The organism is Ottowia caeni (assembly GCF_050821495.1).
In the GTDB taxonomy this organism is placed as follows: Bacteria; Pseudomonadota; Gammaproteobacteria; order Burkholderiales; family Burkholderiaceae_C; genus Ottowia; species Ottowia caeni.
In genome coordinates, this window is the sequence record NZ_CP151080.1 from 1,142,131 (window position 1) to 1,166,883 (window position 24,753).

The window sequence follows — 24,753 nt, forward strand, 5'->3', positions numbered from 1 at the left end:
CAGCTTGGACGTTTGGAGAATGAACAATGGCTGTTGATGAAGGCGCCTTGCTGGCGGCGCTGCAAACTGTAACCGACCCCAATACGGGCCGGGATTTCGTGTCGACCAAGCAGCTGAAGGAACTGCAGGTCAACGGTGGGGATGTTTCCTTCCATGTCGAACTGGGTTACCCCGCCAAGAGTCAGATTCCTGGCCTGCGCCAGGCCCTCATCGCGGCAGCCAAGGGCGTGGCAGGTGTGCAGAACGTGTCTGTGCACATCAGCACCAGGATCATTGCGCATGCGGTGCAGCGGGGACTGCAACTGATGCCGAATGTGAAGAACATCATTGCGGTGGCATCGGGCAAGGGCGGCGTGGGCAAGAGCACCACTGCGGCCAACCTGGCGCTGGCGCTGGCGGCCGAAGGTGCAAGTGTGGGCTTGCTGGATGCCGACATCTACGGGCCCAGCATGCCGATCATGATGGGCATAAGCGGTCGCCCTGAAACCCTGGACGGCCAAACCATGGAGCCGTTGGAAAACTACGGAGTGCAGGTCAGCTCCATCGGCTTTCTCGTGGACCCTGGCGAGGCTACGATCTGGCGCGGCCCCATGGCCACGCAGGCCCTGGAGCAATTGCTCCGCCAGACCAACTGGCGCGATCTTGACTACCTGGTGGTCGATCTGCCGCCCGGCACCGGTGACATCCAGCTCACCCTTAGCCAGCGTGTGCCTATGACCGGCGCCGTGATTGTCACCACTCCGCAAGACATTGCTCTGGCAGATGCCAAGAAGGGCGTGGCCATGTTCGAGAAGGTGGGCGTGCCGATTCTTGGTCTGGTGGAGAACATGGCTATGCACGTGTGCACCCAGTGTGGCCATGTGGAGCATATTTTTGGTGCCGACGGCGGCAAGCGCTACGCGGCTGAAAAGAGCATCGATTACCTTGGCGCTCTGCCGTTGTCCCTGTCGATCCGCGAGCAGGCCGACGCAGGTTGTCCCACCGTAGTGGCCGAGCCGGAAGGTGAAGTGGCGGGCATTTACAAGGCTATTGCGCGGCAAGTGGCCTTGAAGATCGCGGCCAAGGCGAAGGATTTTTCCTCCAAGTTCCCGTCTATCAAGATTTCCAGCGACACTTGATGAGGTGCGCCTTCGGCGAAACCATCATTCGAGATTGATCTGGCTCAAGATACTCCAAGCGAAGTGGCGCGCGACGGCCTCGGCCTTCAAATTCCGGTAGGCTTGAAGGATGCCCTGCATGACCCTCGCGAGTCGGTGGTAGTGCGGATCGCCCGAGGCCGCGCTGCCAGAGAACGCAGGCAGTTATGCCGGGCATCCTTAAAGATGGCTCCCTCATTCCTATCGCCATGGCTATTTCGCTGAAGAACAAACTGCTTCCGGTCTTGATCGCTGCTGCCCTGGCTGCAGGGGGCTGGTATGCCTGGAAGCAATTCGCACCTGCAGCCGAAGAAGAGGGGTTCCTGGGCAGCAACGGTCGCATAGAGGCCACTGAGATTGATATTTCGACCAAGCTGGGAGGCAGGGTCAACGAGATTCTTGTCGACGAAGGCGCGCTTGTGAAGGCCGGCCAAGTGTTGGCGACCATGCAGGTACAGACGCTGGAGGCGCAGTTGCGCGAGGCCAGGGCGCAGCGGCAGCAAGCTGTGAATGCCGTGGCCAGCGCACAGGCGCAGGTGGCCATGCGTCAGAGCGACAAGGCGGCAGTGCTGGCGCAGGTTCGCAGTGCAGAGGCAGAACGCCATGCCGCCGAGCGTCGACTGGCTCGCTCGCAGACGCTGGTAAAGGAAGGCGCTATTTCGACCCAGACGGTGGACGATGACGATGCCCGCGCCACCAGCGCCAAAGCTGCTGTGCTTGCTGTGCAGGCTCAAGCACATTCGGCGGATGCCGCCATTGACGCAGCAAAGGCGCAGGTGATCAGCGCGCAATCCCAGGTGGAGGTTGTTGATGCCACGCTGCAGCGCATTCAGGCAGAAATAGATGACAGCCAGCTCAAGGCCCCTCGTGACGGGCGCATCCAATTCCGAGTAGCGCAACCGGGCGAAGTGCTGGGGGCCGGTGGCCGCGTCATGAATCTGATCGACCTGTCTGATGTCTACATGACCTTCTTCCTGCCCACGGAGGCAGTCGGTCGGATGGCATTGGGGACCGAGGTCCGTATCGTGCTGGATGCCGCACCTGGCTATGTCATTCCAGCCAAGGTGTCATTTGTTGCCAGCCAGGCTCAGTTCACCCCCAAGACGGTGGAGACCGCCAGTGAACGCGAGAAGCTGATGTTCCGCGTGCGCGCGCAGATCGACCGCGAATTGCTGCGCGAGCACCTGGAATATGTGAAGACGGGCCTTCCCGGCGAAGCATGGATTCGGCTTGATCCTTCACGTGAATGGCCTGCGCGCCTGGCGCTGAAGGCCCGGCCATGAAGGAGCAAACCACCGGCAGGCAGGCGGTGGTTCGGCTGGAAAAAGTGTGCCAGCACTACGGCAAGGTGCAGGCACTTGCCGGCATCGACCTGGACATTCCCGAAGGCCTCATGGTCGGCTTGATCGGGCCGGACGGGGTTGGCAAGTCCAGCCTGCTCTCTCTGGTGGCAGGCGCGCGTGCCGTGCAAGAGGGCAAAGTGTGGGTGCGGGGCGGCGACATGTCCGGCAAGCGCCACCGCGATGCCGTGTGCCCGCGCATTGCCTACATGCCGCAAGGCCTGGGCAAAAATCTCTACCCTACGTTGTCGGTTGAGGAGAACCTGCAGTTTTTTGCCCGCTTGTTCGGCCACGATGCCGCCGAGCGGCGTCGGCGCATCGACGATCTCACCCGTGCTACAGGCTTGTACGGCTTCCTGCATCGGCCCGCTGGCAAGCTTTCGGGTGGCATGAAGCAGAAGCTGGGCTTGTGCTGCGCGCTGATCCATGATCCGGATCTGCTGATCCTGGATGAGCCCACCACCGGTGTCGATCCGCTGGCCCGTGCGCAATTTTGGGAGCTGATTGCGCGCATTCGCAGCGGGCAGCCTGGTATGAGTGTGATTGTGGCCACGGCCTACATGGATGAAGCACAGCGCTTTGACTGGCTGGTCGCCATGGACGAAGGTCGTGTGCTGGCGACTGGCACGCCGCGTGAGCTGCTTTCGAGCACGGGCACCGATTCGCTGGAAGCCGCGTTCATAGCACTGCTTCCCGAAGAAAAAGGCGCGATCATGCGCCGGTAAAAATTCCACCCCTGCAGGCTTCCCACGACGACATTGCCATCGAAGCCAAAGGGCTGACCATGCGCTTTGGTGATTTTGTCGCGGTCGATCATGTGTCGTTCCGCATCCGGCGCGGCGAGATTTTTGGCTTCCTGGGTTCGAACGGCTGTGGTAAGACCACCACCATGAAAATGCTCACCGGTTTGCTGGAGGCCAGCGAAGGGCGAGCCTGGCTTTTTGGCGAGGAGGTCGGAGGTCGCGCCGGGCCGGCGGGTGATTCGGACAGCGGTCCAGAGCGGCGACGTTCGAGCCTGGACACACGCCGCCGGGTGGGCTACATGTCGCAGGCGTTTTCGCTTTACGGCGAACTCACCGTGCGTCAAAACCTCGAGCTCCATGCTCGGCTTTTCCAGGTGCCCAAGGTGGAAATTCCGGCCCGAGTGGACGAGATGGAGCAGCGTTTCGGTCTGACTGACGTGCAGGACAGCCTGCCCGAAGGCTTGCCGCTGGGCATGCGCCAGCGCCTCTCGCTGGCCGTGGCCATGGTGCACAAGCCCGAGTTGCTGATTCTTGATGAGCCCACCTCGGGCGTCGACCCGGTGGCGCGCGATGCCTTCTGGCGCTTGCTGGTCGAATTGTCGCGCCGCGACAAGTTGACGATCTTCATCTCCACGCACTTCATGAACGAGGCCGAGCGCTGCGACCGCATGTCCATGATGCACGCTGGCAAAGTGCTCGATAGCGACACTCCCGCCGCCCTGGTCGAGAAGCGAAAGGCGAAGAGCCTGGAAGAGGCGTTCATCGGCTATCTGATCGAAGCCGGTGGCGGCGCCTTGGAGGCAGACGCGCCGAAGGCAGGTAATCGCCAGCCCGCTACCACCGTGGCCACCTCCGGGCCGACACTTGCGCAGCCTCGTCATCGCCACTTCAGCCTGCAGCGACTTTTCAGCTACCTGTGGCGCGAATCTCTCGAGCTGCGGCGCGACCCGGTTCGCGCCACGCTCGCACTGGCTGGCTCGCTCATTCTGATGTTTGTGATCGGCTTTGGCATCAGCATGGACGTGGACGACCTGACCTATGCAGTTCTCGATCGCGATCAGTCCACGGTGAGCCAGAGCTACACCTTGAGCCTGGCGGGTTCGCGCTACTTTGTCGAACGCCCGCCGATCACGGACTACTCTGACCTTGATCGGCGCATGACCAGCGGCGAATTGAGCTTGGCTATAGAGATTCCCCCGAACTTCGGCAGAGACCTGCTGCGCGGGCGCGATGTGGAAATTGGCGCCTGGATCGACGGCTCCATGCCGCAGCGCGCCGAGACTGTCAAAGGGTACGCGCAAGGGATACATCAGCACTGGCTGATCGAGCAGGCTACTGCGCGCATGGGTAGTGTGTCAGCGGGGTTGGCGAGCATTGAAACTCGTTTCCGTTACAACCCGGACGTCAAGAGCCTTCCAGCCATGGTTCCGGCCGTCATCCCGATGCTGCTGCTGATGTTGCCGGCCATGCTCACGGCGCTCGCCGTCGTGCGCGAAAAAGAAAGTGGCTCCATCATCAACCTGTACGTCACGCCGGTCACCCGCACGGAATTTATACTGGGCAAGCAACTGCCTTATGTGGCACTGGCACTGGTGAACTTCCTGCTGATGGCGCTGCTCTCCGTCACGGTTTTCGACGTGCCCATCAAGGGAAGTTTCCTGACCTTGCTGTTGGCGGCTGTGATTTTCAGCTTCTGCTCGACCGGCATGGGTCTGCTGGCATCAAGCGTGACCAAGAGCCAGATTGCGGCCATGTTCTTTGCCATGATCGGCACCATGCTCCCCACTGTGCAGTTTTCCGGGGTGATTGATCCAGTCTCCTCATTGCAGGGCGGCGCGCGCATTCTGGGCGAGATCTATCCGGCCACGCACATGATCGACATCAGCCGTGGCGTGTTCAGCAAAGCGTTGAATTTCAGTGACCTTAAGGGTTCGCTGGTTCCGCTCCTGATCGCCGCGCCACTCATCGTTGGCGCAGCCATTGCGTTGCTCCGTAAACAGGACCGGTGAGCTTGCGATCATGAGGCAGTTTCTCACCAATACCTTTCGACTGGGCATCAAGGAGCTATGGAGTCTGTGGCGGGATCCAACGATGCTGGTGCTCATCGTCTACGTGTTCACCGTGGGCGTGTACACGGCAGCCACGGCCATGCCCGAGACTTTGCACAATGCCCCCATCGCGATCGTGGACGAAGACCGATCGCCGCTGTCCCAGCGCATTGCCAGTGCGCTTTATCCACCCCAGTTCAGTCCTCCCAAGGTCATTGAATGGCCACAGATGGACCCTGGCATGGATGAGGGCCTGTATACCTTCGTGCTGGTCATACCGAGCCATTTTCAGCGCGACGTGCTGGCTGGGCGTTCGCCTCAGATCCAGCTCAACGTGGATGCCACGCGGATGAGCCAGGCCTTTGTTGGCAGTGGTTATGTGCAGCAGATTGTCATGGGGGAGGTCAGCGAGTTCGCGCAGCGCCACCGGGCCAGCGCCATTCCTCAGGTGGACCTGGCTTTGCGGGCGCGCTTTAACCCCGCGCTGGAGATGTCGTGGTTTGGGGGCCTTGTGGAAATCATCAACCACATCGCCATGCTGTCGATCATTCTCTCGGGCGCTGCGCTCATCCGCGAACGTGAGCACGGGACTGTGGAGCATCTTCTGGTCATGCCGGTCACGCCTGCGCAGATCATGCTGGCCAAGATATGGTCCACAGGGCTGGTGGTGCTGCTGGCGGCCTGGGTGTCGCTAACCTTTGTCGTTCGTGGCTTGTTGCATGTACCCGTTAGTGGCTCGGTGCCGCTTTTCCTGGTGGGCTCGGCGCTTTGTGTTTTTGCGACGGCTTCCATGGGTATCTTCATGGCAACCGTAGCGCGCAACATGCCTCAGTTCGGTATGTTGATGATGCTCACCATCATGCCCTTGCAAATGCTGTCCGGTGGGAGTACACCTCGGGAAAGCATGCCTGATTTGGTGCAGAACATCATGCTGGCCGCACCGACCACACACTTTGTTCAGTTGGGACAGGCCATTTTGTTCAGGGGCGCGGGCCTGGATGTGGTTTGGCCTCAGTTTCTGGGGCTCCTGCTGATTGGAGCCGTTCTATTTGCGCTGTCGCTGCAGCGTTTCCGCAAAACCATTTCTCAAATGGCATAGGAGGATCCCATGTACAAGAAAATTCTGGTGCCGCTCGACGGAAGCGATACATCCAATTTGGCCCTTGACCACGCGATAGCCTTGGCGCGGCTAAGCGGAGGCTCGGTGGTTCTTTTCCATGTGATTGAGGAGCTTGCGTACAGCAACGGCTTCGAGCGCCCCAAGATCTACATAGAGCAAGTCCGCCCTCGCTTTATCGCCACCAGCCAGACCATCCTGGACGAGGCGTCAGCGCGTCTTCGCCAGGAGGGAGTGAATGTGGAAACTCTCCTGCTTGAAAGCGGCGGAAAACGAGCGTCCGAGTTGATCGCCGAGCAGGCCAAGGCCAGCGGTTGCGACATCGTGATCCTGGGCACCCATGGCCGGCGTGGCGTGGAGCGGTTTCTCATGGGCAGCGACGCCGAGCAGGTGGCGCGCATCGCGTCCGTTCCGGTGATGCTGGTGCGTGGCTGAAGAGGGGCGGGGGACGCGGAAAAGTACCTTGGCAACACCTTCTGAAGCCGTGCCTGCAGCTACCCGATCTCCTGCTCCCGCAGCCTGAACCGCTGGATCTTGCCCGTGGCGGTCTTCGGCAGATCATTCACGAACTCAATGAAGCGCGGATACTTGTAGGGCGCCAGGCGATCCTTCACGAAAGCCTTTAGTTCGTCCTCGGTTGCTGTCTGGCCAGACTTGAGCACCACGAAGGCTTTCGTCTTGGTCAGGCCGTCTGCGTCTTCCTTCCCGATGACCGCCGCTTCCAGGACGGCCGGGTGCTGCACCAGCGTGGCCTCGACCTCGAACGGGCTCACGTAGATTCCGCTCACTTTCAGCATATCGTCGCTGCGCCCGCCATAGGTGTAGCTGCCGTCTTCATTGCGCACGTATTTGTCGCCGCTCTTGGTCCAACCACCCTGGAAGGTGTCGCGCGTTTTCTGCCGGTTGCCCCAGTACATCATGGCGGCAGACGGGCCTTGGATATAAAGATCGCCAGGCTCCCCGTTGGGCACGGGCTCGCCGTTGTCGCCGCGCAGCTCGATCTCATAACCTGGCACCGGCCAGCCGGTGGAGCCATAGCGCACCCGGTCGGGCCGGTTGGACAGGAAAATATGCAGCATCTCGGTCGAACCAATGCCGTCGACAATATCTACGCCGAAGTGCGCCTTGAAGCGCTCGCCCAATTCGGCCGGAAGCGCTTCGCCCGCGGACGAAACGAGCCGCATCGCAACTTGGTCACGCGAGGGCAATTGCGGGTGAGCGAGCATGCCTGCAAACCCCGTAGGGGCGCCGTAGAACACGGTAGGCTTCACGTTGCCGACCAGGCCTACCCAGCGTTTGAAGGTGGCCTCCGGAGTGGGGCGCTCTCCCATCAGAATGGTGGTGGCACCAACGCTCATGGGGAAAGTGAGTGCATTTCCCAGGCCATAGGCAAAGAATAGCTTGGCAGCTGAAAAACAAATGTCGTCTTCCCGCAGGCCCAGCACCCCCTTGGCGTAGAGCTCACATGTCCAGTAGGGGTTTCCATGTGAGTGCACGGTTCCCTTGGGGCGGCCGGTGGAGCCGCTGGAGTAGAGCCAGAAGCCAGGATCGTCTGGGCTGGTGGGGGCTGGCTTGTCTTGCGGCGCATGCGCTGCCAGGAAAGCCTCAAACTCCACCTCCGAAGGATGAAGTGGCGCCTGTGGGTGGGAGACGATCACCTTCTGCACTTCGTGATCGCTCTTGATCATGGCCGCGTTCAGCGTGGGCAGCAGCGCACCCGAAACCATTACCGCTTGCGCGCGCGAATGCTCCAGCATGTAGGCGTAGTCGTCAGCTGTCAGAAGTGTATTGACCGCTACAGGCACCAGACCAGCGTACATGCTGCCCAGAAACGCCACGGGCCAGTCGTTGCAATCGTGCATCAGCACCAGCACCCGTTCTTCGCGTCGCAGGAACAGGCTGCGCAGGCCCGACGCCAGGCGGCGAACGCGCTCATCCAGCTGGCCGTAGCTCAGGCTGCCATGGTCATCAATGAAGGCGGGCTTGTTTGGGCGACTCACGTTTTGCGCGAGCAGGTAGTCGGCAACGTTGAAGCGTTCGGGTAGCGGTGCTGGGGTGCTCATGTGGCTTGTCTCCGATGAGTGGCTGGCTTTGAGGCGCGTTAGTGGGAGATTAATCCGATCGGGGCTTGCGCGCGAGAAAATTGATCTTTTCCGTGCCCCGTGATGAAATGCATTATTGTGCTTGCACCTTAACATGCAGTAAAGTGCACGTCAAGCAACCAAAAACCAAAGAATGAGCATGGAGATTGAAGAAGCTTCCCAAGCCGTCGCGGCAGACGCGGCAGATGCTGCACGCCACCCTTTTCTGGTTGCCCTGGGGGAGCGGGTTCGTACGCTACGGATGCGACGTGGAATGACACGCAAAGCCATTGCCAAAGCGGCGGAAGTGTCCGAGCGCCATCTGGCGAACCTTGAATACGGGACCGGTAACGTGTCGATACTGGTGTTGCTTCAGGTAGCCAACGCATTGCACTGCGAATTGTCCGAGCTTCTGGGAGATGTCACCACATCCTCCCCTGAGTGGCTGATGATCCGGGAGCTCCTGGAGCGGCGGGGGGAGGCGGATCTGAGGCGCGCGCGCCAGACGCTGAGCGAGTTGTTCCACGATCATGGGGCGGGCCCTGCCAAGGGTGCCCGAATTGCGCTCATTGGATTGCGTGGAGCCGGCAAGAGTGCATTGGGCCAACGCCTGGCAGCCGATCTGGGTTATGCCTTCATAGAGCTGAGCCGCGAGATCGAGCAGTTTGCAGGCTGCAGCATCAATGAGATTCACAACCTCTACGGCACCAATGCCTACCGCCGTTACGAGCGGCGCGCGCTGGAGGAGGCGATCCAGATTTACCCGGAGGTGGTCATTGCCACCCCCGGCGGCCTGGTGGCCGACGCCGCCAATTTCAACCTGCTGCTGCAGCATTGCACCACCATTTGGTTGCAGGCCGATCCGGCTGATCACATGGCGCGTGTGGCGGCGCAGGGTGACATGCGTCCAATGGCTGCCAGCCCGGAAGCCATGGAGGATTTGAAGCGCATTCTGGCCGGGCGCTCCGCGTTCTATGCCAAGGCTGACCTGCGTTTTGACACGAGCCACTATCCGGATGAAGATGCGGCCTTCAAGGCTCTGCGTGATCTGGTTCGGGAAGCGGTCAGCTGAGCAGTGGAAAAATAGTGCAATGCGAATTAAAGTGCATTGACGCTTCTAAAGATATGCACTATTATTCATAAAACCGGCTGGCTTGGTGTGCATCTCTCATGTGCTCTGTCTGCCGTTGCCTAGTGCAATTACCGCCTATATCGTTTCAGCCTCAAGGAGCCAGCCATGTCGCAGCAACTCACCGTCGATTACCGGACCGATCCAAGCCAGTACCACCACCTCAAACTGTCGTTTGAAGGCAGCACGGCCCAGCTGGCGATTGATATCGATGAGAACGCCGGCCTGCGTCCTGGCTACAAGCTCAAGCTCAACAGCTACGACCTGGGTGTGGACATCGAATTGCACGATGCGCTACAGCGCATTCGTTTCGAGCATCCTGAAGTCAAGACCGTCGTCGTTACCAGCGCCAAAGACAAAGTGTTCTGCTCGGGCGCCAACATTTTCATGCTGGGCGTCTCCAGCCATGCATGGAAGGTGAACTTCTGCAAGTTCACCAACGAAACCCGCAACGGCATTGAAGACAGCAGCGCTCACAGCGGACTCAAATTCATTGCGGCGGTCAATGGCGCCTGCGCTGGCGGTGGGTACGAGTTGGCCCTGGCGTGCGACGAGATCATTCTGGTAGATGACCGCAATTCCTCGGTGAGCCTGCCAGAAGTACCATTGCTCGGCGTTCTGCCCGGCACAGGCGGTCTGACTCGTGTGACCGACAAGCGCCGTGTGCGTCATGATCTGGCCGACATCTTCTGCACCAGCGTGGAAGGCGTGCGTGGTCAGCGCGCTGTCGACTGGCGTCTGGTTGATGCCATTGCCAAGCCGCAAGTCTTCAAGGAAACAGTCGCCAAGCGTGCCGCTGAACTGGCTGCAGGCAGTCACCGCGGGAGTGGCCAGGGCGTGGTGCTTACCCGGATCGATCGCCACATCGACGGCGACAAAATCAGCTACGGCCACGTGGATATCGACATCGACCGCGCCAAGCGCCAAGCCGTTTTCACCGTAAAGGCCCCGGCTTCCGCACAGCCCGGCGACATTGCCGGCATCGAAGCAGCCGGTGTTGCATGGTGGCCGCTGGCCATGGCGCGCCAGCTGGACGATGCCATTCTGCACATGCGCACCAACGAGCTGGACATTGGTACCTGGGTGCTCAAGACCAGCGGCGATGCCGCCGCCGTGTTGTCTGTCGGCGAGGTGCTGGAAGCCCACCGCAGCCATTGGCTCGTCAATGAAACCATCGGCATGCTGCGCCGCACCTTCGCGCGACTGGATGTCTCCTCCCGCTCCTTGTTTGCGCTGGTCGAGCCCGGCTCGTGCTTTGCGGGCATCCTGGCTGAGCTGGCCTTCTGCGCGGACCGTGCCTACATGCTCGACGACGAGAACGCCGCCAGCATCACGCTCGATTCTTTTAACTTCGGGCTGCTGCCCATGGTCAACGAGCAATCGCGTCTGGCTCGCCGCTTCTACGAGGAGCAAGGCCCGATGGAGGCCGTGCGTGCCGCCGCTGGCAAGGCCCTGGGCCCGAAAGAAGCCCTGCAGCTTGGCCTGGTCACTGCCACGCCGGACGACATCGATTGGGCGGACGAGATCCGCATTGCCCTGGAAGAGCGCGCTGCCATGAGTCCCGACGCACTCACCGGCTTGGAAGCCAACCTGCGCTTCGCACAGAAGGAAAACATGCTTACGCGCGTCTTCGGCCGCCTGACCGCTTGGCAGAACTGGATTTTCCAGCGTCCCAACGCCGTGGGTGAAAAGGGTGCCCTCAAGGTCTACGGCAAGGGCGACAAGGCGCAGTTTGATATGAACCGCGTCTAAGCCCGTGTTCGCGGTCTAGATATCAAATTCAACCAGTTTCCCGCTCGTTATCTCACGATCAACCTTTTTTGAGGAGTTCACCATGAGCAGCATCAATTACACGGACAAGATCCCTAACAACGTCAATCTCTCGGAAGACCGCACGCTGCAACGCGCGCTTGAGCACTGGCAGCCCAACTACCTCGAGTGGTGGCAAGACATGGGTCCGGAAGGCTCGCAGAACTTCGACGTCTATCTGCGCACCGCCATCAGCGTGGATCCGCAAGGCTGGGCGCAGTTCGGCCACGTGAAAATGCCTGACTATCGCTGGGGCATCTTCCTGAACCCGGGTGAACAAGACCGCAAGATCCACTTCGGCGACCATAAAGGCGAATCAGCCTGGCAAGACGTGCCTGGCGAATACCGTGCCAACCTGCGTCGCATCATCGTCACGCAAGGCGATACCGAGCCCGCATCGGTGGAGCAACAGCGCCACCTGGGCCTGACCTGCCCTAGTCAGTATGACCTGCGCAACCTGTTCCAGGTGAACGTTGAGGAAGGCCGCCATCTGTGGGCCATGGTCTACCTGCTGCATCGCTACTTCGGCCGCGATGGCCGTGAGGAAGCAGAAGCATTGCTTGAGCGCCGCAGCGGCAATGCGGACAACCCCCGCATCCTGCAGGCCTTCAACGAGAAGACGCCCGACTGGCTCAGCTTCTTCATGTTCACCTACTTCACCGATCGCGACGGTAAGTTCCAGCTCTGCGCCCTGGCCGAAAGCAGCTTCGACCCACTGGCACGCACGACCAAGTTCATGCTGACCGAAGAAGCCCATCACATGTTCGTGGGCGAATCTGGCGTGTCGCGTGTGATCCAGCGCACCGTCAATGCGATGAACGAACTCAAAACCGACGACGTGGCCAAGCTGCGCGCGGCTGGTGTGATCGATCTGCCGACGATCCAGCGCTACATCAACTTCCACTACAGCGTCACCATTGACTTGTTCGGCGCCGACGAATCCAGCAACGCCGCCACCTTCTACACCACGGGCCTGAAAGGACGTTATGAAGAGGGCAAGCGTATGGATGACCACATGCTCAAAGGCCAGACCTACAAGGTGCTGAACGTCGAGAACGGCAAACTGATCGAAAGAGAAGTGCCCATGCTGAACGCACTCAACGAAGTGCTGCGCGACGACTACATCACCGACTCCAAGGCCGGTGTCGAGCGCTGGAACCGCGTTATTGAGAAGGCGGGCATTCCAGTCAAACTCACTGTTCCGCACAAGGCGTTTCACCGCAACATCGGTTCGCTCTCTGGTGCCAAAATCTCTCCGGACGGCCGGGTCGTGAGCGACCACGAGTGGAACCAGAATGTGGAGAAATGGTTGCCCACCGACGAAGACCGCGCATATGTCGCCTCGCTCATGGGTCGTGTCGTCGAGCCCGGTAAGTTCGCCAACTGGATTGCCCCGCCCGTCATCGGTATCAACCGTCAGCCTGTAGACTTCGAATACGTGCGCTTCAACTAAGCCCCTCCTGGAGCGTGCTCACAGTCTAGCCGCGAGGAGACTTTGAGCACGTTCGTAGCTGTGTAGTTTGTAGTTCGTAGGTTGGGCTGAGCGAAGCGAAGCCCAACATGCGGCGCCCAAACGAGCGCTGCATGTTGAGCAGTGACTTTGAACAGGCCATAGGCTGAATGGCACTTACTTAAGGCGTTGTTTCGATAGTCTCCCTATTTGTAGGAGCGGCTTTAGCCGCGATGGGCGTTCCGCGGCTAAAGCCGCTCCTACAAGGAATACCGTTAAGTAAGTGCCATTCGCTCCAGGCTGAATGCAACCGTCTACCCAAGAAAAGCCCCGCGATCATGGACACACCCACCGACAATTCCGTCCTCAAGCAGCACCTGATTGATCCCGAGATCTGCATACGCTGCAACACCTGCGAGGCCATTTGCCCCGTCAATGCCATCACACACGACTCGATGAACTACGTGGTGAAGGCTGATGTCTGCAACATGTGCATGGACTGCATATCGCCGTGCCCTACAGGCAGCATCGACAACTGGCGTCTCGTGCCCCGTGCCAAGCCCTACACCATTGAGGAGCAGTTTGGCTGGGATGAATTGCCTGCTGAATTGACCTCCGAGCAGCTGGCTGAGCTTGGCGCCGCAGGCGGCGATGTGGGCGCCGTAGAGGATCTGGTGCCCCAGGCCGAGATCGCGACCACAGCCAATGACCCGTCCGGAGAATCGGCTTTCAACTCCGCTGCCTATGGCGCCACCACGCCGCCCTGGTCTGCCGCGCATCCGTATGCGAACCTGTACGGACCCAAGTCGGCTGAAAAATTCGTTACCGCCACCGTAGTGGGCAATGTGCGCGTGACCGAGGTTGGTAAAGAGTACGACACTCACCACATCGTGCTGGATTTTGGCAACATGCCTTTCCCGGTGCTGGAGGGTCAAAGCATCGGCGTGATTCCGCCAGGCGTGGACGCGCGGGGCAAACCCCATCATCCGCGTCAGTACAGCATTGCCAGCCCCCGCAACGGCGAGCGCCCAGGCTACAACAACCTCAGCCTCACCATCAAGCGTGTGCTGGAGGACTACGATGGCAACCCAGTACGCGGCGTTGCCAGCAATTACATGTGCGATCTGAAGGTGGGAGACAAAGTCCAGGTCACTGGCCCATTCGGCACCAGCTTCCTGATGCCCAACCACCCCCGGTCGAACATCGTCATGATCTGCACGGGCACCGGTTCGGCCCCCATGCGCGCCATGACAGAGTGGCGTCGCCGCCTGCGCACGTCAGGCAAGTTCGAGGGTGGCAAACTCATGCTGTTCTTTGGCGCCCGAACCAAGGAAGAGTTGCCTTACTTTGGCCCGTTGCAGGGTTTGCCCAAAGACTTCATCGACACCCACTTCGGCTTCAGCCGCACGCCTAACCAGCCGAAAAAATACGTGCAGGATCTCATGCGTGAACGCGCTGCCGACCTGGTCGGGCTTCTGCAAGACCCGAACACCTATATCTACGTCTGCGGCTTGAAGAGCATGGAAGAAGGTGTCGTGCTCGCGCTTCGCGACGTGGCTCAGAACGCGGGCTTGAATTGGGAAGAACTAGGCGGCCGCCTGAAAAGGGAAGCGCGTCTGCATCTCGAAACTTATTGAGTGTGCAGCAGTGGCGATTGGCTCCCTCTCCTTTCGGGAGAGGGTTGGGGTGAGGGCGCGCGCTTGCGCGCTGTCTATCTTTTCAGAGCGCGGAGCGTTTTTTTGTTCACCGTGCAGGCCACAAAACAATGCCAGTCTCAAATCATGCGCCGCTGCCCTCACCCTGACCCTCTCCCCGGAGGGGGAGAGGGGAAAAGAACAAGGTCATTTTGCGACGCCCTCTTCAGCCGCGATCGTGTCCTTCCGAGCACAAGACGCCATTGATGACGGTGACCCTTCGCGGCTGAAGCCGTTCCTACAAAAGCAGGAATGTTGGACGCTGTTTGGGACTTTCAAAGTTTTGTTTCTCATGAGCATGGAGAGCGCTCGCCGGGCTCCCGAAAAGCTCACGCGGTTTTGATCCAGCCACGATCAACGCGGTGAAAGTGGCAAGATAGAAGTCCTTTTTGGGGCGCACGCCCTTCGTTTGTGCGCCAGCGCCCGCCTTTGGCGCCCGTAAGCTCCTTCATGTCAGCAAGTTCGGCGCGTCGGCAAAGTGCCAATAGCGCCGTTCCGCGTAATAAAGCCCTCCGAGCGACTGCGTGCCGTGGGCAATATCAGCCACGGTGCAAAACAGAACATCGTGGGTGCCGATGCTTGTGCACTGCGTAATGTGGCAATCAAAAGCAATCCGGGCATTCACGAGCACGGGCGCCGCTGTCCTGAGGCGAGTCCATTCAGCAGCATCGCGCCGCTCGCTCATTGGAGTCTTGCCTCCAAACAGCTGAGACAAGGGCTCCTGCCCAGCTTCCAGCGTGTTCACGCAAAGCACGCCGTTTCCGGTCACGGCACTGTAAGCCGACGAATCTCGCCTGATGCACACCAATAAGGTGGGCGGCCCGTCCGTCACGCTGCATACCGCGGACGCCGCAAAACCCGCCCAGCCATACGCACCGTCGGTAGTGACGATATGAACGGCGCTGCCTAGTCGCGCCATGGCATCGCGATAGCTCGTCGCCGTCACGGCTTGAAGGTCGAGTGAGGAAGCAGAAGAGGAGGCGGCGAGTGAAGTCATGAGGTTTGCCAGTTCAATAAATATCCCATGAATAGCAATTTGCATACCTAAAAAGAACTTTGTGTTTTATATGTGCATGCAGCCTATGGTTGGCATGGCTGTTGCTTAGTCCTTGGCATGAACAAGGTCCCATTAATGCACAAACACCGATCCGTCATACAAGGAGCCGCATTGTGAGTAGCCTCAATACGCCCAACATGCCGCTGCTCGAACTGAAATCCGTCAGCAAGACCTTCGGCGAGGTCCGCGCACTGTCTGGCCTGGATATGTCGATCGCTCCGGGTGAGCTGATCACCGTGGTCGGTCCTAGCGGTTGCGGAAAGAGCACGCTATTCAACATCGTCGCGGGACTGGAAGAGCCTGACTACGGCGGCGCCCTGCACTTCGAGGGTCGTTCCTGCCACGCATTCGAACTGCTGGGCCGGGTTTCATTCATGCCACAGCGTGATCTGTTGCTGCCTTGGCGCACCGTGATCGACAACGCCATCCTGGCGATCGAAGTGGAGGGCATGCCGCGAGCGCAAGCCCGGGCCATGGCTCTGAAGATGCTCCCTGAATTCGGCCTCGCGGGCTTCGAGAACCAGTATCCACATCAGCTCTCGGGCGGCATGCGCCAGCGCGTCGCGCTGATGCGAACCTTCATGTTCAAGCGAGACTTGATGCTCCTCGATGAGCCTTTCGGTGCACTGGATGCCTTGACCCGAACCATGATGCAGCGCTGGTTGCTGGATGTGTGGCAAAAGCACCGCCGAACCATCCTCTTCATTACCCATGATGTAGATGAGGCTCTCTTTCTGGGTGACCGTGTGCTGGCCATGTCTGCACGGCCTGGAAAGATCAAGCTGGAGTTACCCGTCTCGCTGCCGCGTCCGCGCAGGCCTGAGTTGCTGACCGATCCAGAGTTCATCCGCCTCAAGCGAATCCTGCTCGAAGCCATCGAGGAAGAGAGCATGAAGTCCTTTCAAGCCACCGAGGCGCGCGCGCTCGGCGCCTGACCGCCATGACTCAATCACATTCCCCTTCGGCTACTTTGGTGGCTCCCATGAAGGTGTCGTCCGCGCGGCGGTGGTCGCTCAAGTCGGTTCCGGCGCTGCGCCTGTTCGCATCGATTGTGCTGATAGGCTTGGCCTGGGAAGCCTTGGTGTGGGGTTTCTCGATTCCTTCGCACTATGTGCCCAGGCTAAGCCTTGTGTTGCAAGCCATCATCGCCACGCCTGATGCCTACCTTGCAGCCCTGGTCCGGACCACGGCCGAGGCCACCACGGGCTATGTGCTGGGCGCGGTCTTCGGTATTGGCGCAGGCATCGCTTTTTCGCGCTTGCCCGTTCTGCGAGACGTCATGTTCCCGATGTTCGTTGTGTCGCAGACGATCCCGGTCATCGCCTTCGGTGCCTTGATCGTGCTGTGGTTTGGCAACACGTTGCTTGCCAAGGCCATCATCGCCTTCTACGTCACCTTCTTTCCAGTCACCGTCAACACGCTGGTGGGCATGCGCTCGGTCGATCCGCGCCAAATAGCCTTGATGCGCAGCTTCGGGGCAACCCCAGGCCAGATCCTGCGTCAGCTGCAGTTTCCAACGGCGTTGCCTCAGATTTTCGTGGCCCTGCGCCTTGGTGCTTCCTTGAGCCTGGTAGGGGCGATTGTCGGCGAGTGGTTCGGCGACACCACGGGTCTGGGCGTGCTGTTGCTGCAGGCCATGTTCAACGAAAACGCGGCGGGGCTATGGGCGGCGCTGCTGTGCTGTGCGCTGGTCGGCACGATGTTCTATGCCGTCGTGGCTTTTGTTGAGCGCAAGCTTGTGTTTTGGGGGGCCGAGCAATGACTCTGAAGTTGCCACTGTCCGCTCAGCGCGGAATCATGGGAGCCGTGGTGCTGATCGCCCTATGGGAAGGGGTGGCACGCGGCATGCATCTGCCAAGCTACACGCTACCGGCTATCAGTCAGATCCTGGCCAGCATATGGAATGAGCGGGGCTCGTTGCTCAATCATGCGGGCATCACCTTGGCCGAAGCACTCATGGGCTATGGGCTAGGCGCGTTTATCGGTATTGGCGCCGCAGTGCTGGTGACCATGGTGCCCAGGCTTCGCGGTGTGGTGTTGCCAGCGGCCACAGCTTTCAACTCGGTGCCCGTGATCGCATGGTCTCCGCTGGTGCTGCTCTGGTTTGGCATGGGCATGACCTCCAAGGTCGTGATGGTGGCGATGGCCATTGCCTTCACCCTGTTTCTATCTGCCCTGTCGGGCCTGGACAGGGTGGACAAGAGGAGCGTCGACCTGATGCGCAGCTTTGGCGCAGGGCGTCTCACCATCCTGTGGCGTCTGCGCTTGCCGACGGCCTTGCCTCTGATCTTCGCAGGCTTGCGCGTGGCCACCGCGCGCAGCGTGCTCATCGCGGTCATCACCGAGATGCTCGGCGCCCACGCCGGCCTGGGCTTGCTGATCTATCAAGCGGTTGTGCAGGTGGACTTCGTTCAGGTCTGGGGCGCGGTGTTTGCCGCCTCCGTCTTGAGCCTCACGTTCTTCGGTCTGATGAGCTTGGCCGAGCGCAAGCTGGTTTTCTGGAAATGACGAAGGAATGAAAAACATGAAACGACAGATGCACCTCGGTTTGTTCCTGCTTGGTACAGGCGGCCATACATCGGGTTGGCGGATGCCTGGAGCCGTGGACAGCTTCGAGGATTTCGCCGCCATTCAGAAAATAGGAGCGACCGCCGAACGTGGCTGCTTCGATCTGATCTTCATGGGCGACAACCTCAACGTGGATCTGAAGGGGCATCCCTCGTACGCCATGAGGTTCGAGCCACTGACCATGCTGGCTGCTTTATCCACCTCCACTCGGCACATTGGCCTTGGCGCCACCGTCTCCACGACCTATTGCGACCCGTTCACCGTGGCGCGTATGTTCTCGTCGCTTGACCACCTCAGCGGCGGACGTGCGGCGTGGAATGCGGTCACCACGTCCAACCCGGGCGCAGCGGCCAACTTCGGCAGACATCATCCGGACCATGCGCGTCGCTACGAAATGGCCGGTGAGTTTGTGGATGTGGTCAAGGGTCTGTGGGACTGCTGGGACGATGGCGCCGTGATGGCCAACCGCGAGAGTGGTGTGTACTTTGATGCCAGCAAGATCCGCCCGCTGAACCATGAGGGCGATTTCTTCAAGGTGCAGGGTCCGCTCAACAGCAGCCGCACTCCCCAGGGGCGCCCTGTGGTGTTGCAGGCCGGCGGTTCCGAGCCGGGTATGGAGTTGGCCGCACGCACGGCGGACGTGGTCTTTTCCGTTGTCCAGGATTTTGATGAAGCCCGAGCAGCCTACGCATCACTCAAAGGCCGGCTGCCGCGTTTCGGGCGTGCGGCGCAAGATGTCACGGTGCTGCCTGGTGTCATGCCGGTAGTAGGACGCACAGATCGCGAGGCGTTGGACAAGCTCAATGCGTTGCAGGGTTTCATCAGCGACGGCAATGCGCTGGGCGTGCTCTCCGAGCGTTTCGACTACGACTTTTCCAGTCACGACCTTGACGGCCCCGTGCCTGATCTGGCTGTGCCCGATAACTACCATGCGTTCACGCGGGTGCTGTTGTCCAAGGCCAGGCGCGAGAACATGACTCTGCGCGACCTCTACAGCCTGACGGCTGCTGCGCGCGGACACTGGGTGCTTTGCGGCTCACCGGAAACCATAGCTGACACCTTGCAGCATTGGTTCGAGAACGGCGCCGCCGATGGCTTCAACATCATGCCGTCGCATTTTCATGACGCGTTCGAGGACTTCGTGGACATGGTCGTGCCTGTGCTTCAGGAGCGAGGGCTTTTCCGCAAGTCCTACGAGGGCACCACCTTGCGCGAAAACCTGGGCCTTGCGCGCCCTGCCATCCACGCGGCTTGAAAGGGCGACCATGCCTCAGAAGTACGACAGCGTTCCCGTCATCGATGTGGGTCCCTACCTAAGCGGCGACCTGGATCAGAAGATGCAAGTGGCCCGGCAGATCCGGCACGCTTGCGAGGAGATAGGGTTTTTCTCCATCGTCGGGCACGGAGTTCCCGCCGAAGCTTTCGAGACACTGCGCAAAGAGCTCATGGCATTCTTTGAATTGCCGGAGTCAGATCGGGAGAAGGTGCGGCAGCCCTCATCCGGGGTGAGTCGAGGATATTCCTCCTTTGCCAACCGTGCGCTGGCCTATTCCATGGGCGATGTCACTCCGCCGGATCTTCAGCAAAGCTATGCCATGGGGCCGATTGATCCATGCCCCGTATCTGCCGTGGGAACGCCAGCGGAAGCTGCCTTCTTTCATCCCAACGTCTGGCCAGACCAGCCACCTGGGTTGCGGCTGGCGTTCGAATCGTATTACCGGCGCATGGAAAAACTGGCGCATCAGGTCTTGCGCATGTTCGCGCTGGCGCTGGATCTCGATGAGCATCATTTTGATGGCGCATTGAAGAGTCCTACGAGTGCGATGCGGGCCATTCTGTACCCGGCGCAACTCACACCTCCCGAGCCAGGGCAACTAAGAGCCGGCGCCCACACGGACTACGGCACCCTCACTGTTCTGCGAGGGGACGACGTGCCGGGCGGCCTGCAGGTTCGCATTCGTGACGGCAGTTGGGTAGACGTGCACCCAGAGCCGGACTCCTTCGTCTGCAACATTGGCGACCTGATGATGCGCTGGACCAACGATCGATGGTTGTCCAACATGCACCGCGTGGCGAACCCGCCCCCAGAACACGCCCATGTGCAGCGCTTGTCGGTGGCCTTTTTCCACAACCCCGATTTCGACGCCGAGATCCGGTGCATCGACCCCAATGCCGCAGCGCTGTATGAGCCTGTTCAGTTTGGTGAGTACTACCTGAGCAAACATCTCAAGGCCCAGCACATGAGCACGAGCGTGGCGCCCGCGCCAGCTACGGAATCCCAAACCAGGAGTAATTGATGACGGACCGAAAAATGTTCAGACGTGACTTTCTTGCCCTCAGCGCAGCCGCGTCTGCCTTGGGCATCGCCCCCCATGCGGTGGCTTCCGCGGCCAATCCGGTCAAGGCGTCGCTCAGGCTCAAGTGGCTTCCACAATCTCAGTTTGCGGGGTTCTACGTCGCCAAGGAAAAGGGCTACTATCTGCAAGAGGGTATTGATCTGACGATCAATCCTGGCGGGCCCAACCTACTGACGGAGAACCTGGTTGCTTCAGGTGCCGACACCTTTGGTCTCTCGGGCGGCACTGAAAGCGTGCTCGCGGCTCACGACAAAAACCTCCCCTTGGTGGCCGTGGGCATGGCTCACCAGCTCACGCCCTTCGTATTTGTGGCGCGCAAGGATGGTCCGGTCAAATCGCTGGAAGATTTTCGCGGCAAGAAAGTGACGGCCTGGTTCACCGGTTCCCAACTGGTGCTGCAGGGCATGCTGGCGAGCAAGGGTATCCAACCTGGCGAGGTGACCATCCAGCCTCAGCAGGTCAGCCAGACACCATTCGTCAATGGTGAGGTTGATGTGGTGGTGGCGGCGCAATACAACGACTTGCTTATCATTCAGTCGCGCATGGGCGCAGACAAATTGCGCCTATTCGTCCCTGAGGACTACGGCGTGAGCTTTCCGCGAGACACCTTGATCGTTTCGAAGAAAACTTCCCAGGAGCAGCCCGAGTTGGTGAAGGCGTTCCTGCGTGCTTCCATACGCGGTTGGCAAGATACCCTGAAAAATCCCACTCAAGCGGTCGATACATTGCTCAAGGTTGCACCCACGCTGGAACGATCCCATCAGGAGCTTGGATTGAAAGAGGCGCTGCGCCTGATGACTTCAGGCCAGGCGCCTACCCAGGGCTTGTTCTATTTGGACATGGGAGCCATTGGCAAGGCGCAGGATTTGCTGTTGCAGGCCAAGGTACTCAGCAAGCCGGCCGATTTGCCGCAGGTATTCAACAGCGCCCTGCTGAACAGCATTCCACTGGCATCGCGCTTACCCTGAGCCGAATGGCACTTACTTAAGGCCGCGACTTGGCCTTAAGAAGGGCATTTACTGTAGGAGCGGCTTCAGCCGCGAAGGGCCTCCGCCCGATAAATGGCGATGTTTGCGGCGCACGCGTCTCGCGGCTGAAGCCGCCCCTACAGCTTCAGTGTTGACCGAATCGCATTTGCCTTAAGTAAGTGCCATGCGCCCTCATCAATCAAGTATTCAAACATCATGGTGCCGGATCAATAGGTCGCTCAGGACTAGTGTCCTGAATTGCAAATTCGTTGAACAAATCCACCGACAATCGCCGCCATGCTGCGTCACAAAGCCTCGCGATACCACTCGGTATCAGTGCGTTTTGTTCCTTGCCTGACACCGATTTCGGCAGATTTTTTCTTCAACGAACTTACAACTCAGGACACTAGCCTGGATTCAACTGTTCCGAAAATCCATGGTGCGCGCGCGGTAGTGAAGCCCGCCATCCTGCACGATCAGAAACAGCGCACGGCGCGCACTGCTTCCGTTGTGGTGCGAATGAGGCGCCCCGGGTGGTGTGACCAAGGTGGTCCAGGGTTGCCAAGAGATGCGCTCTCCACCCACCATGGAGTGGCAACCATCCCCCTCCACAATCAGAGTGATCGCCGCTGAGTTGTGACGGTGTGCCGCCTGCGATTGCCCGGGCGCCAAGGTGTTCAGCGACAGGGTCATCATGGGATGGATGTTGCGGCTTTCCATCAGCGCCTCCGATGAAAAAATCAGTGCGCGGCCGGAGGTTGTGTCGTCGGCTTCAGCGTCATAGATTTGCGCGAGCTGGCGTTCGATCTCGTCAGCCGGGTAGTGCACCAATTCCTGGCTTCTGATGGCCGGCTGCAGTCCGTGACCGATGAGCAGCGGCTCGTCGGTCACCACCCACAGAGTGGCCCCTCCTTCATCAGCGTGAAGTTTCATGGTTTGCGGTCCGGATACGTAGAAAACGTCGCCGGCTGCCCAGTTCAGGATCTGCCCGTCCGTCAAGCGGCTATGGCCCTTGCCCGTGATCACGTACCAGATGGAGCCGCTGGCGGCGAAGTCGGCCAGTAACGCATCATGCGGGGCGACGTGCGCATAGCGCGCCAGCATCAGGGGTGTGGTGGCCGCGAACGAGCTTCCCAACGTATGCGACTGATCGCAAAGCTGGTAGCCCGTGGCGGCATTCTCGGCCAGTGCCGTGCCCGCTTGCTCTTCAAAGCTATGCGAGGGCACGGGCGCGAGCTTGATGTTGAACGCGTTGGCCGAGTTGAAGAAGCGCGCACGCGCCTCGGCGGCATTCGCCGGCGCCGCGTGGCTCTGAGGTCCCATGTCGGCCATACGTTTAGGCATGGCCGGGTTGAACAGGCTGCTCATGTGTCTGGGCATTCCACTGCGTCAAGGCTTCCGTTCGGCAGGACTCAGGGCCTTCAGGAAGGTGTCGTCGAACGCCACTTTGATATCCACCGGCTTGCTGATGACCTTGCCCTGGAGCAAGATGTCATGCGCGCTTTGGAGTGCGGTGGGGTCGATGTGGAAAAGCCCTTCGGTCTTGCCCTTGCCCGACACCATCAGCTTGTAGGCCTCGGTGAGCATGGATTCCTGTTGCGCGCGGTTCAGTGTGGGGGAAATCTTCATCACGATGTCCACGGCTTCTTTGGGGTTGGCCATGGCTTCGCGCCATCCTTTGATACTTGCGCGCAGGAATCCCTTGACCAGTTCAGGCTTGTTCTTGGCTGTTTCCTTGGAGACGATCAATGTGTCGCGGGGGAAGATCACGCCGTAGTCTTCGGCGCGGAAGAGGCGCACGTTCTGGGCACCCAGTCGGTCGTTGACTACCCACATTTCGTTGTACACCGTGGCAGTGGCCACGTCGATGTCGCCATTGATGAACGGCGTCATGGTCACTTGTTGAGGCTGCATGTTGACCTTGCTTGAATCGATGCCAGCCTTCGCCAGCATGCCGAGCAGCACGTAATTGGCGCCAGTGAACCAGGTCGTCACTTTCTTGCCCTGGAAGTCCTGGAGAGTCTTGATAGGACTGTCAGCCTTAACGACAAACGCGAACGGTGTGACCTGGTGGGAAACACCCACGGAGACGATGGGCAGGCCCTTGTCGACGCTCGCGAACACGCTGTCGGATCCGCCAGACAAGCCGAACGTGTCTGCGCCCGACGCCACCATGTTTTCGGCCAGGATATTGGGTCCGCCGGGGTTGATCGTCAGATCGATCCCCTCGTCTTTGTAGTAGCCCTTGTTGAGCGCATAGTAGAAGCCGGCGAACTGAGCCTGCGTGAGCCATTTCAGGCGCAGGCTGGCCTTGACCGGCTCTTTGGCCTGCGCTTGAAGAGCGGGGGTCAGGGCGGCCAAAGCAGTGGCCGCTGCAACGGTGCATAGGAATCGACGGGTTTTCATGGAACGCCTTTCAAGTGGTGAAGTGCAAGGGTGGGTGATTGCGGTTGGAGATCAGCTGTCAAAGGGTTCGAAGCCCGGCTTCTCGTCGCGACGGAGCTTGCGTAGCAGGGCCGGCCATTCGCGTTGACCTGCAGCCAGGATGTCGCCGTGCTGTTCGTGGAATTGGCGCGCTGCTTTCTCGCACGTCTGGTGCGAGGGCATCAACATCGGGCTGGGCAGGCCGGCAGAGGAGGCCTGTAGCTGCAGTTGTATGCGGGCGGCGCGCTCGAAGTAGTACAGCTGCATGAAGGCCTCGCCCACGGTTCTGCCCACGGTGAGCAAGCCATGGTTGCGCAGCAGCATCACCGTGTGATCGCCAAAATCCCGAGCAAGTCGCGTCTGCTCATCCAGATCGATGGCGACCCCTTCATAGGCATGGAAGGCCTGGCGTTGGTAGAAGCGCATGGCGAATTGCGAAAGCGGCAACAAGCCATGGGGTTGCGCCGAGACGGCGACGCTCGCATCTGAATGCGTGTGAAGCACGCACAGCGCATCGTGGCGGCTTTCATGAATCGCGCCATGAATCACGAAGGCTGCGGCGTTGACTTCGTAGGGGCTATCCTCAAGTTTGCGGCCCTGCAGATCAATCCGAACCAGACTGGACGCCGTAATCTCTTCGAACAGAAGGCCGTAGGGGTTGAGAAGAAACTCACCATCGCGCCCCGGTACACGCATGGAGATGTGGTTGTAGATCATGTCGTCCAGGCCAAGCTGGGCAACCAATCGATAGCAGGCGGCCAGATCGACTCGGGCTTGCCATTCGGCGTCGGAGATGTGGGAGGCTCTCATGTTGTGGTCGGAAAAAATGCGG

At 59.9% G+C, this 24,753-nt stretch carries 21 protein-coding genes; 16 read left to right on the forward strand and 5 right to left on the reverse strand.

What is annotated here, in order from left to right:
* Nucleotides 1-26 precede the first annotated feature (26 nt).
* From apbC to AAAK34_RS05530, 6 genes are all read left to right on the forward strand, one after another.
* Nucleotides 27-1,118, forward strand: a complete 1,092-nt coding sequence (gene apbC, locus AAAK34_RS05505) for an iron-sulfur cluster carrier protein ApbC (protein ID WP_231693690.1) — start codon at nt 27-29, stop codon at nt 1,116-1,118.
* A gap of 227 nt (nt 1,119-1,345) precedes the next feature.
* Nucleotides 1,346-2,419, forward strand: coding sequence for an HlyD family efflux transporter periplasmic adaptor subunit (locus AAAK34_RS05510; protein WP_231693816.1), 1,074 nt, complete (start codon nt 1,346-1,348; stop codon nt 2,417-2,419).
* Nucleotides 2,416-3,201 carry an ATP-binding cassette domain-containing protein gene (locus AAAK34_RS05515; protein ID WP_431777823.1) on the forward strand — a complete coding sequence of 262 codons (786 nt, stop codon included), beginning with the start codon at nt 2,416-2,418 and terminating at the stop codon, nt 3,199-3,201. The genes AAAK34_RS05510 and AAAK34_RS05515 overlap by 4 nt, the downstream gene beginning before the upstream one ends.
* Nucleotides 3,202-3,212: 11 nt before the next feature.
* Nucleotides 3,213-5,228 carry a ribosome-associated ATPase/putative transporter RbbA gene (rbbA, locus tag AAAK34_RS05520; RefSeq protein ID WP_431778000.1) on the forward strand — a complete coding sequence of 672 codons (2,016 nt, stop codon included), beginning with the start codon at nt 3,213-3,215 and terminating at the stop codon, nt 5,226-5,228.
* Between the two features lie 10 nt (nt 5,229-5,238).
* Nucleotides 5,239-6,366 carry an ABC transporter permease gene (locus AAAK34_RS05525; RefSeq protein ID WP_231693688.1) on the forward strand — a complete coding sequence of 376 codons (1,128 nt, stop codon included), beginning with the start codon at nt 5,239-5,241 and terminating at the stop codon, nt 6,364-6,366.
* Nucleotides 6,367-6,375: 9 nt separating this feature from the next.
* Complete coding sequence (locus AAAK34_RS05530) at nt 6,376-6,819, forward strand: universal stress protein (RefSeq protein WP_231693687.1); 444 nt, start codon at nt 6,376-6,378, stop codon at nt 6,817-6,819.
* A gap of 59 nt (nt 6,820-6,878) precedes the next feature.
* Here AAAK34_RS05530 and AAAK34_RS05535 read toward each other — a convergent pair whose 3' ends face one another.
* Nucleotides 6,879-8,447 (reverse strand): benzoate-CoA ligase family protein, encoded by a 1,569-nt coding sequence (locus AAAK34_RS05535; RefSeq protein WP_231693686.1) that lies wholly within the window; start codon nt 8,445-8,447, stop codon nt 6,879-6,881.
* A gap of 178 nt (nt 8,448-8,625) precedes the next feature.
* On the opposite strand from AAAK34_RS05535, the gene AAAK34_RS05540 reads away from it, so the two are divergent.
* The 4 genes from AAAK34_RS05540 (at nt 8,626) to boxA (ending at nt 14,490) form a co-directional block, all read left to right on the forward strand.
* The gene (locus AAAK34_RS05540; protein ID WP_231693685.1) at nt 8,626-9,537 is read left to right on the forward strand and encodes a helix-turn-helix transcriptional regulator; all 912 of its coding nucleotides are present in this window, start codon (nt 8,626-8,628) and stop codon (nt 9,535-9,537) included.
* Between the two features lie 165 nt (nt 9,538-9,702).
* On the forward strand, nt 9,703-11,346 hold the full coding sequence (boxC, locus tag AAAK34_RS05545) for a 2,3-epoxybenzoyl-CoA dihydrolase (protein ID WP_231693684.1): 1,644 nt from the start codon (nt 9,703-9,705) through the stop codon (nt 11,344-11,346).
* 82 nt (nt 11,347-11,428) lie between these two features.
* Nucleotides 11,429-12,856: a benzoyl-CoA 2,3-epoxidase subunit BoxB gene (boxB, locus tag AAAK34_RS05550; RefSeq protein ID WP_231693683.1), complete on the forward strand. Its 1,428-nt coding sequence runs from the start codon at nt 11,429-11,431 to the stop codon at nt 12,854-12,856.
* 335 nt (nt 12,857-13,191) lie between these two features.
* Nucleotides 13,192-14,490 (forward strand): benzoyl-CoA 2,3-epoxidase subunit BoxA, encoded by a 1,299-nt coding sequence (gene boxA, locus AAAK34_RS05555; protein WP_231693682.1) that lies wholly within the window; start codon nt 13,192-13,194, stop codon nt 14,488-14,490.
* 505 nt (nt 14,491-14,995) lie between these two features.
* Here the strand turns inward: boxA and AAAK34_RS05560 are convergent.
* A complete protein-coding gene (locus AAAK34_RS05560) occupies nt 14,996-15,544 on the reverse strand; it encodes a flavin reductase (RefSeq protein ID WP_231693681.1) in 549 nt (182 codons plus the stop codon).
* Nucleotides 15,545-15,717: 173 nt separating this feature from the next.
* On the opposite strand from AAAK34_RS05560, the gene AAAK34_RS05565 reads away from it, so the two are divergent.
* From AAAK34_RS05565 to AAAK34_RS05590, 6 genes are read left to right on the forward strand one after another with little or no spacing between them, the layout of a single operon-like run.
* The gene (locus AAAK34_RS05565; RefSeq protein ID WP_231693680.1) at nt 15,718-16,539 is read left to right on the forward strand and encodes an ABC transporter ATP-binding protein; all 822 of its coding nucleotides are present in this window, start codon (nt 15,718-15,720) and stop codon (nt 16,537-16,539) included.
* 5 nt (nt 16,540-16,544) lie between these two features.
* Entirely contained in the window at nt 16,545-17,366 is an 822-nt protein-coding gene (locus AAAK34_RS05570; protein WP_431777824.1) for an ABC transporter permease, read from the forward strand.
* Nucleotides 17,363-18,112 (forward strand): ABC transporter permease, encoded by a 750-nt coding sequence (locus AAAK34_RS05575; protein ID WP_231693678.1) that lies wholly within the window; start codon nt 17,363-17,365, stop codon nt 18,110-18,112. The genes AAAK34_RS05570 and AAAK34_RS05575 overlap by 4 nt, the downstream gene beginning before the upstream one ends.
* Nucleotides 18,113-18,128: 16 nt before the next feature.
* Complete coding sequence (locus AAAK34_RS05580; RefSeq protein ID WP_431777825.1) at nt 18,129-19,427, forward strand: LLM class flavin-dependent oxidoreductase; 1,299 nt, start codon at nt 18,129-18,131, stop codon at nt 19,425-19,427.
* Nucleotides 19,428-19,437: 10 nt separating this feature from the next.
* Complete coding sequence (locus tag AAAK34_RS05585) at nt 19,438-20,469, forward strand: 2-oxoglutarate and iron-dependent oxygenase domain-containing protein (RefSeq protein ID WP_231693676.1); 1,032 nt, start codon at nt 19,438-19,440, stop codon at nt 20,467-20,469.
* Entirely contained in the window at nt 20,469-21,497 is a 1,029-nt protein-coding gene (locus tag AAAK34_RS05590) for an ABC transporter substrate-binding protein (protein ID WP_231693675.1), read from the forward strand. The genes AAAK34_RS05585 and AAAK34_RS05590 overlap by 1 nt, the downstream gene beginning before the upstream one ends.
* A gap of 417 nt (nt 21,498-21,914) precedes the next feature.
* Here AAAK34_RS05590 and AAAK34_RS05595 read toward each other — a convergent pair whose 3' ends face one another.
* The 3 genes from AAAK34_RS05595 to AAAK34_RS05605 are packed head-to-tail and all read right to left on the reverse strand — an operon-like array spanning nt 21,915 to nt 24,731.
* Nucleotides 21,915-22,865, reverse strand: coding sequence for a cupin domain-containing protein (locus tag AAAK34_RS05595; protein ID WP_231693674.1), 951 nt, complete (start codon nt 22,863-22,865; stop codon nt 21,915-21,917).
* A 21-nt stretch (nt 22,866-22,886) separates the two neighbouring features.
* Nucleotides 22,887-23,903, reverse strand: coding sequence for an ABC transporter substrate-binding protein (locus tag AAAK34_RS05600; RefSeq protein ID WP_231693673.1), 1,017 nt, complete (start codon nt 23,901-23,903; stop codon nt 22,887-22,889).
* Nucleotides 23,904-23,954: 51 nt separating this feature from the next.
* Entirely contained in the window at nt 23,955-24,731 is a 777-nt protein-coding gene (locus AAAK34_RS05605) for a class II aldolase/adducin family protein (protein WP_231693672.1), read from the reverse strand.
* Nucleotides 24,732-24,753 lie beyond the last annotated feature (22 nt).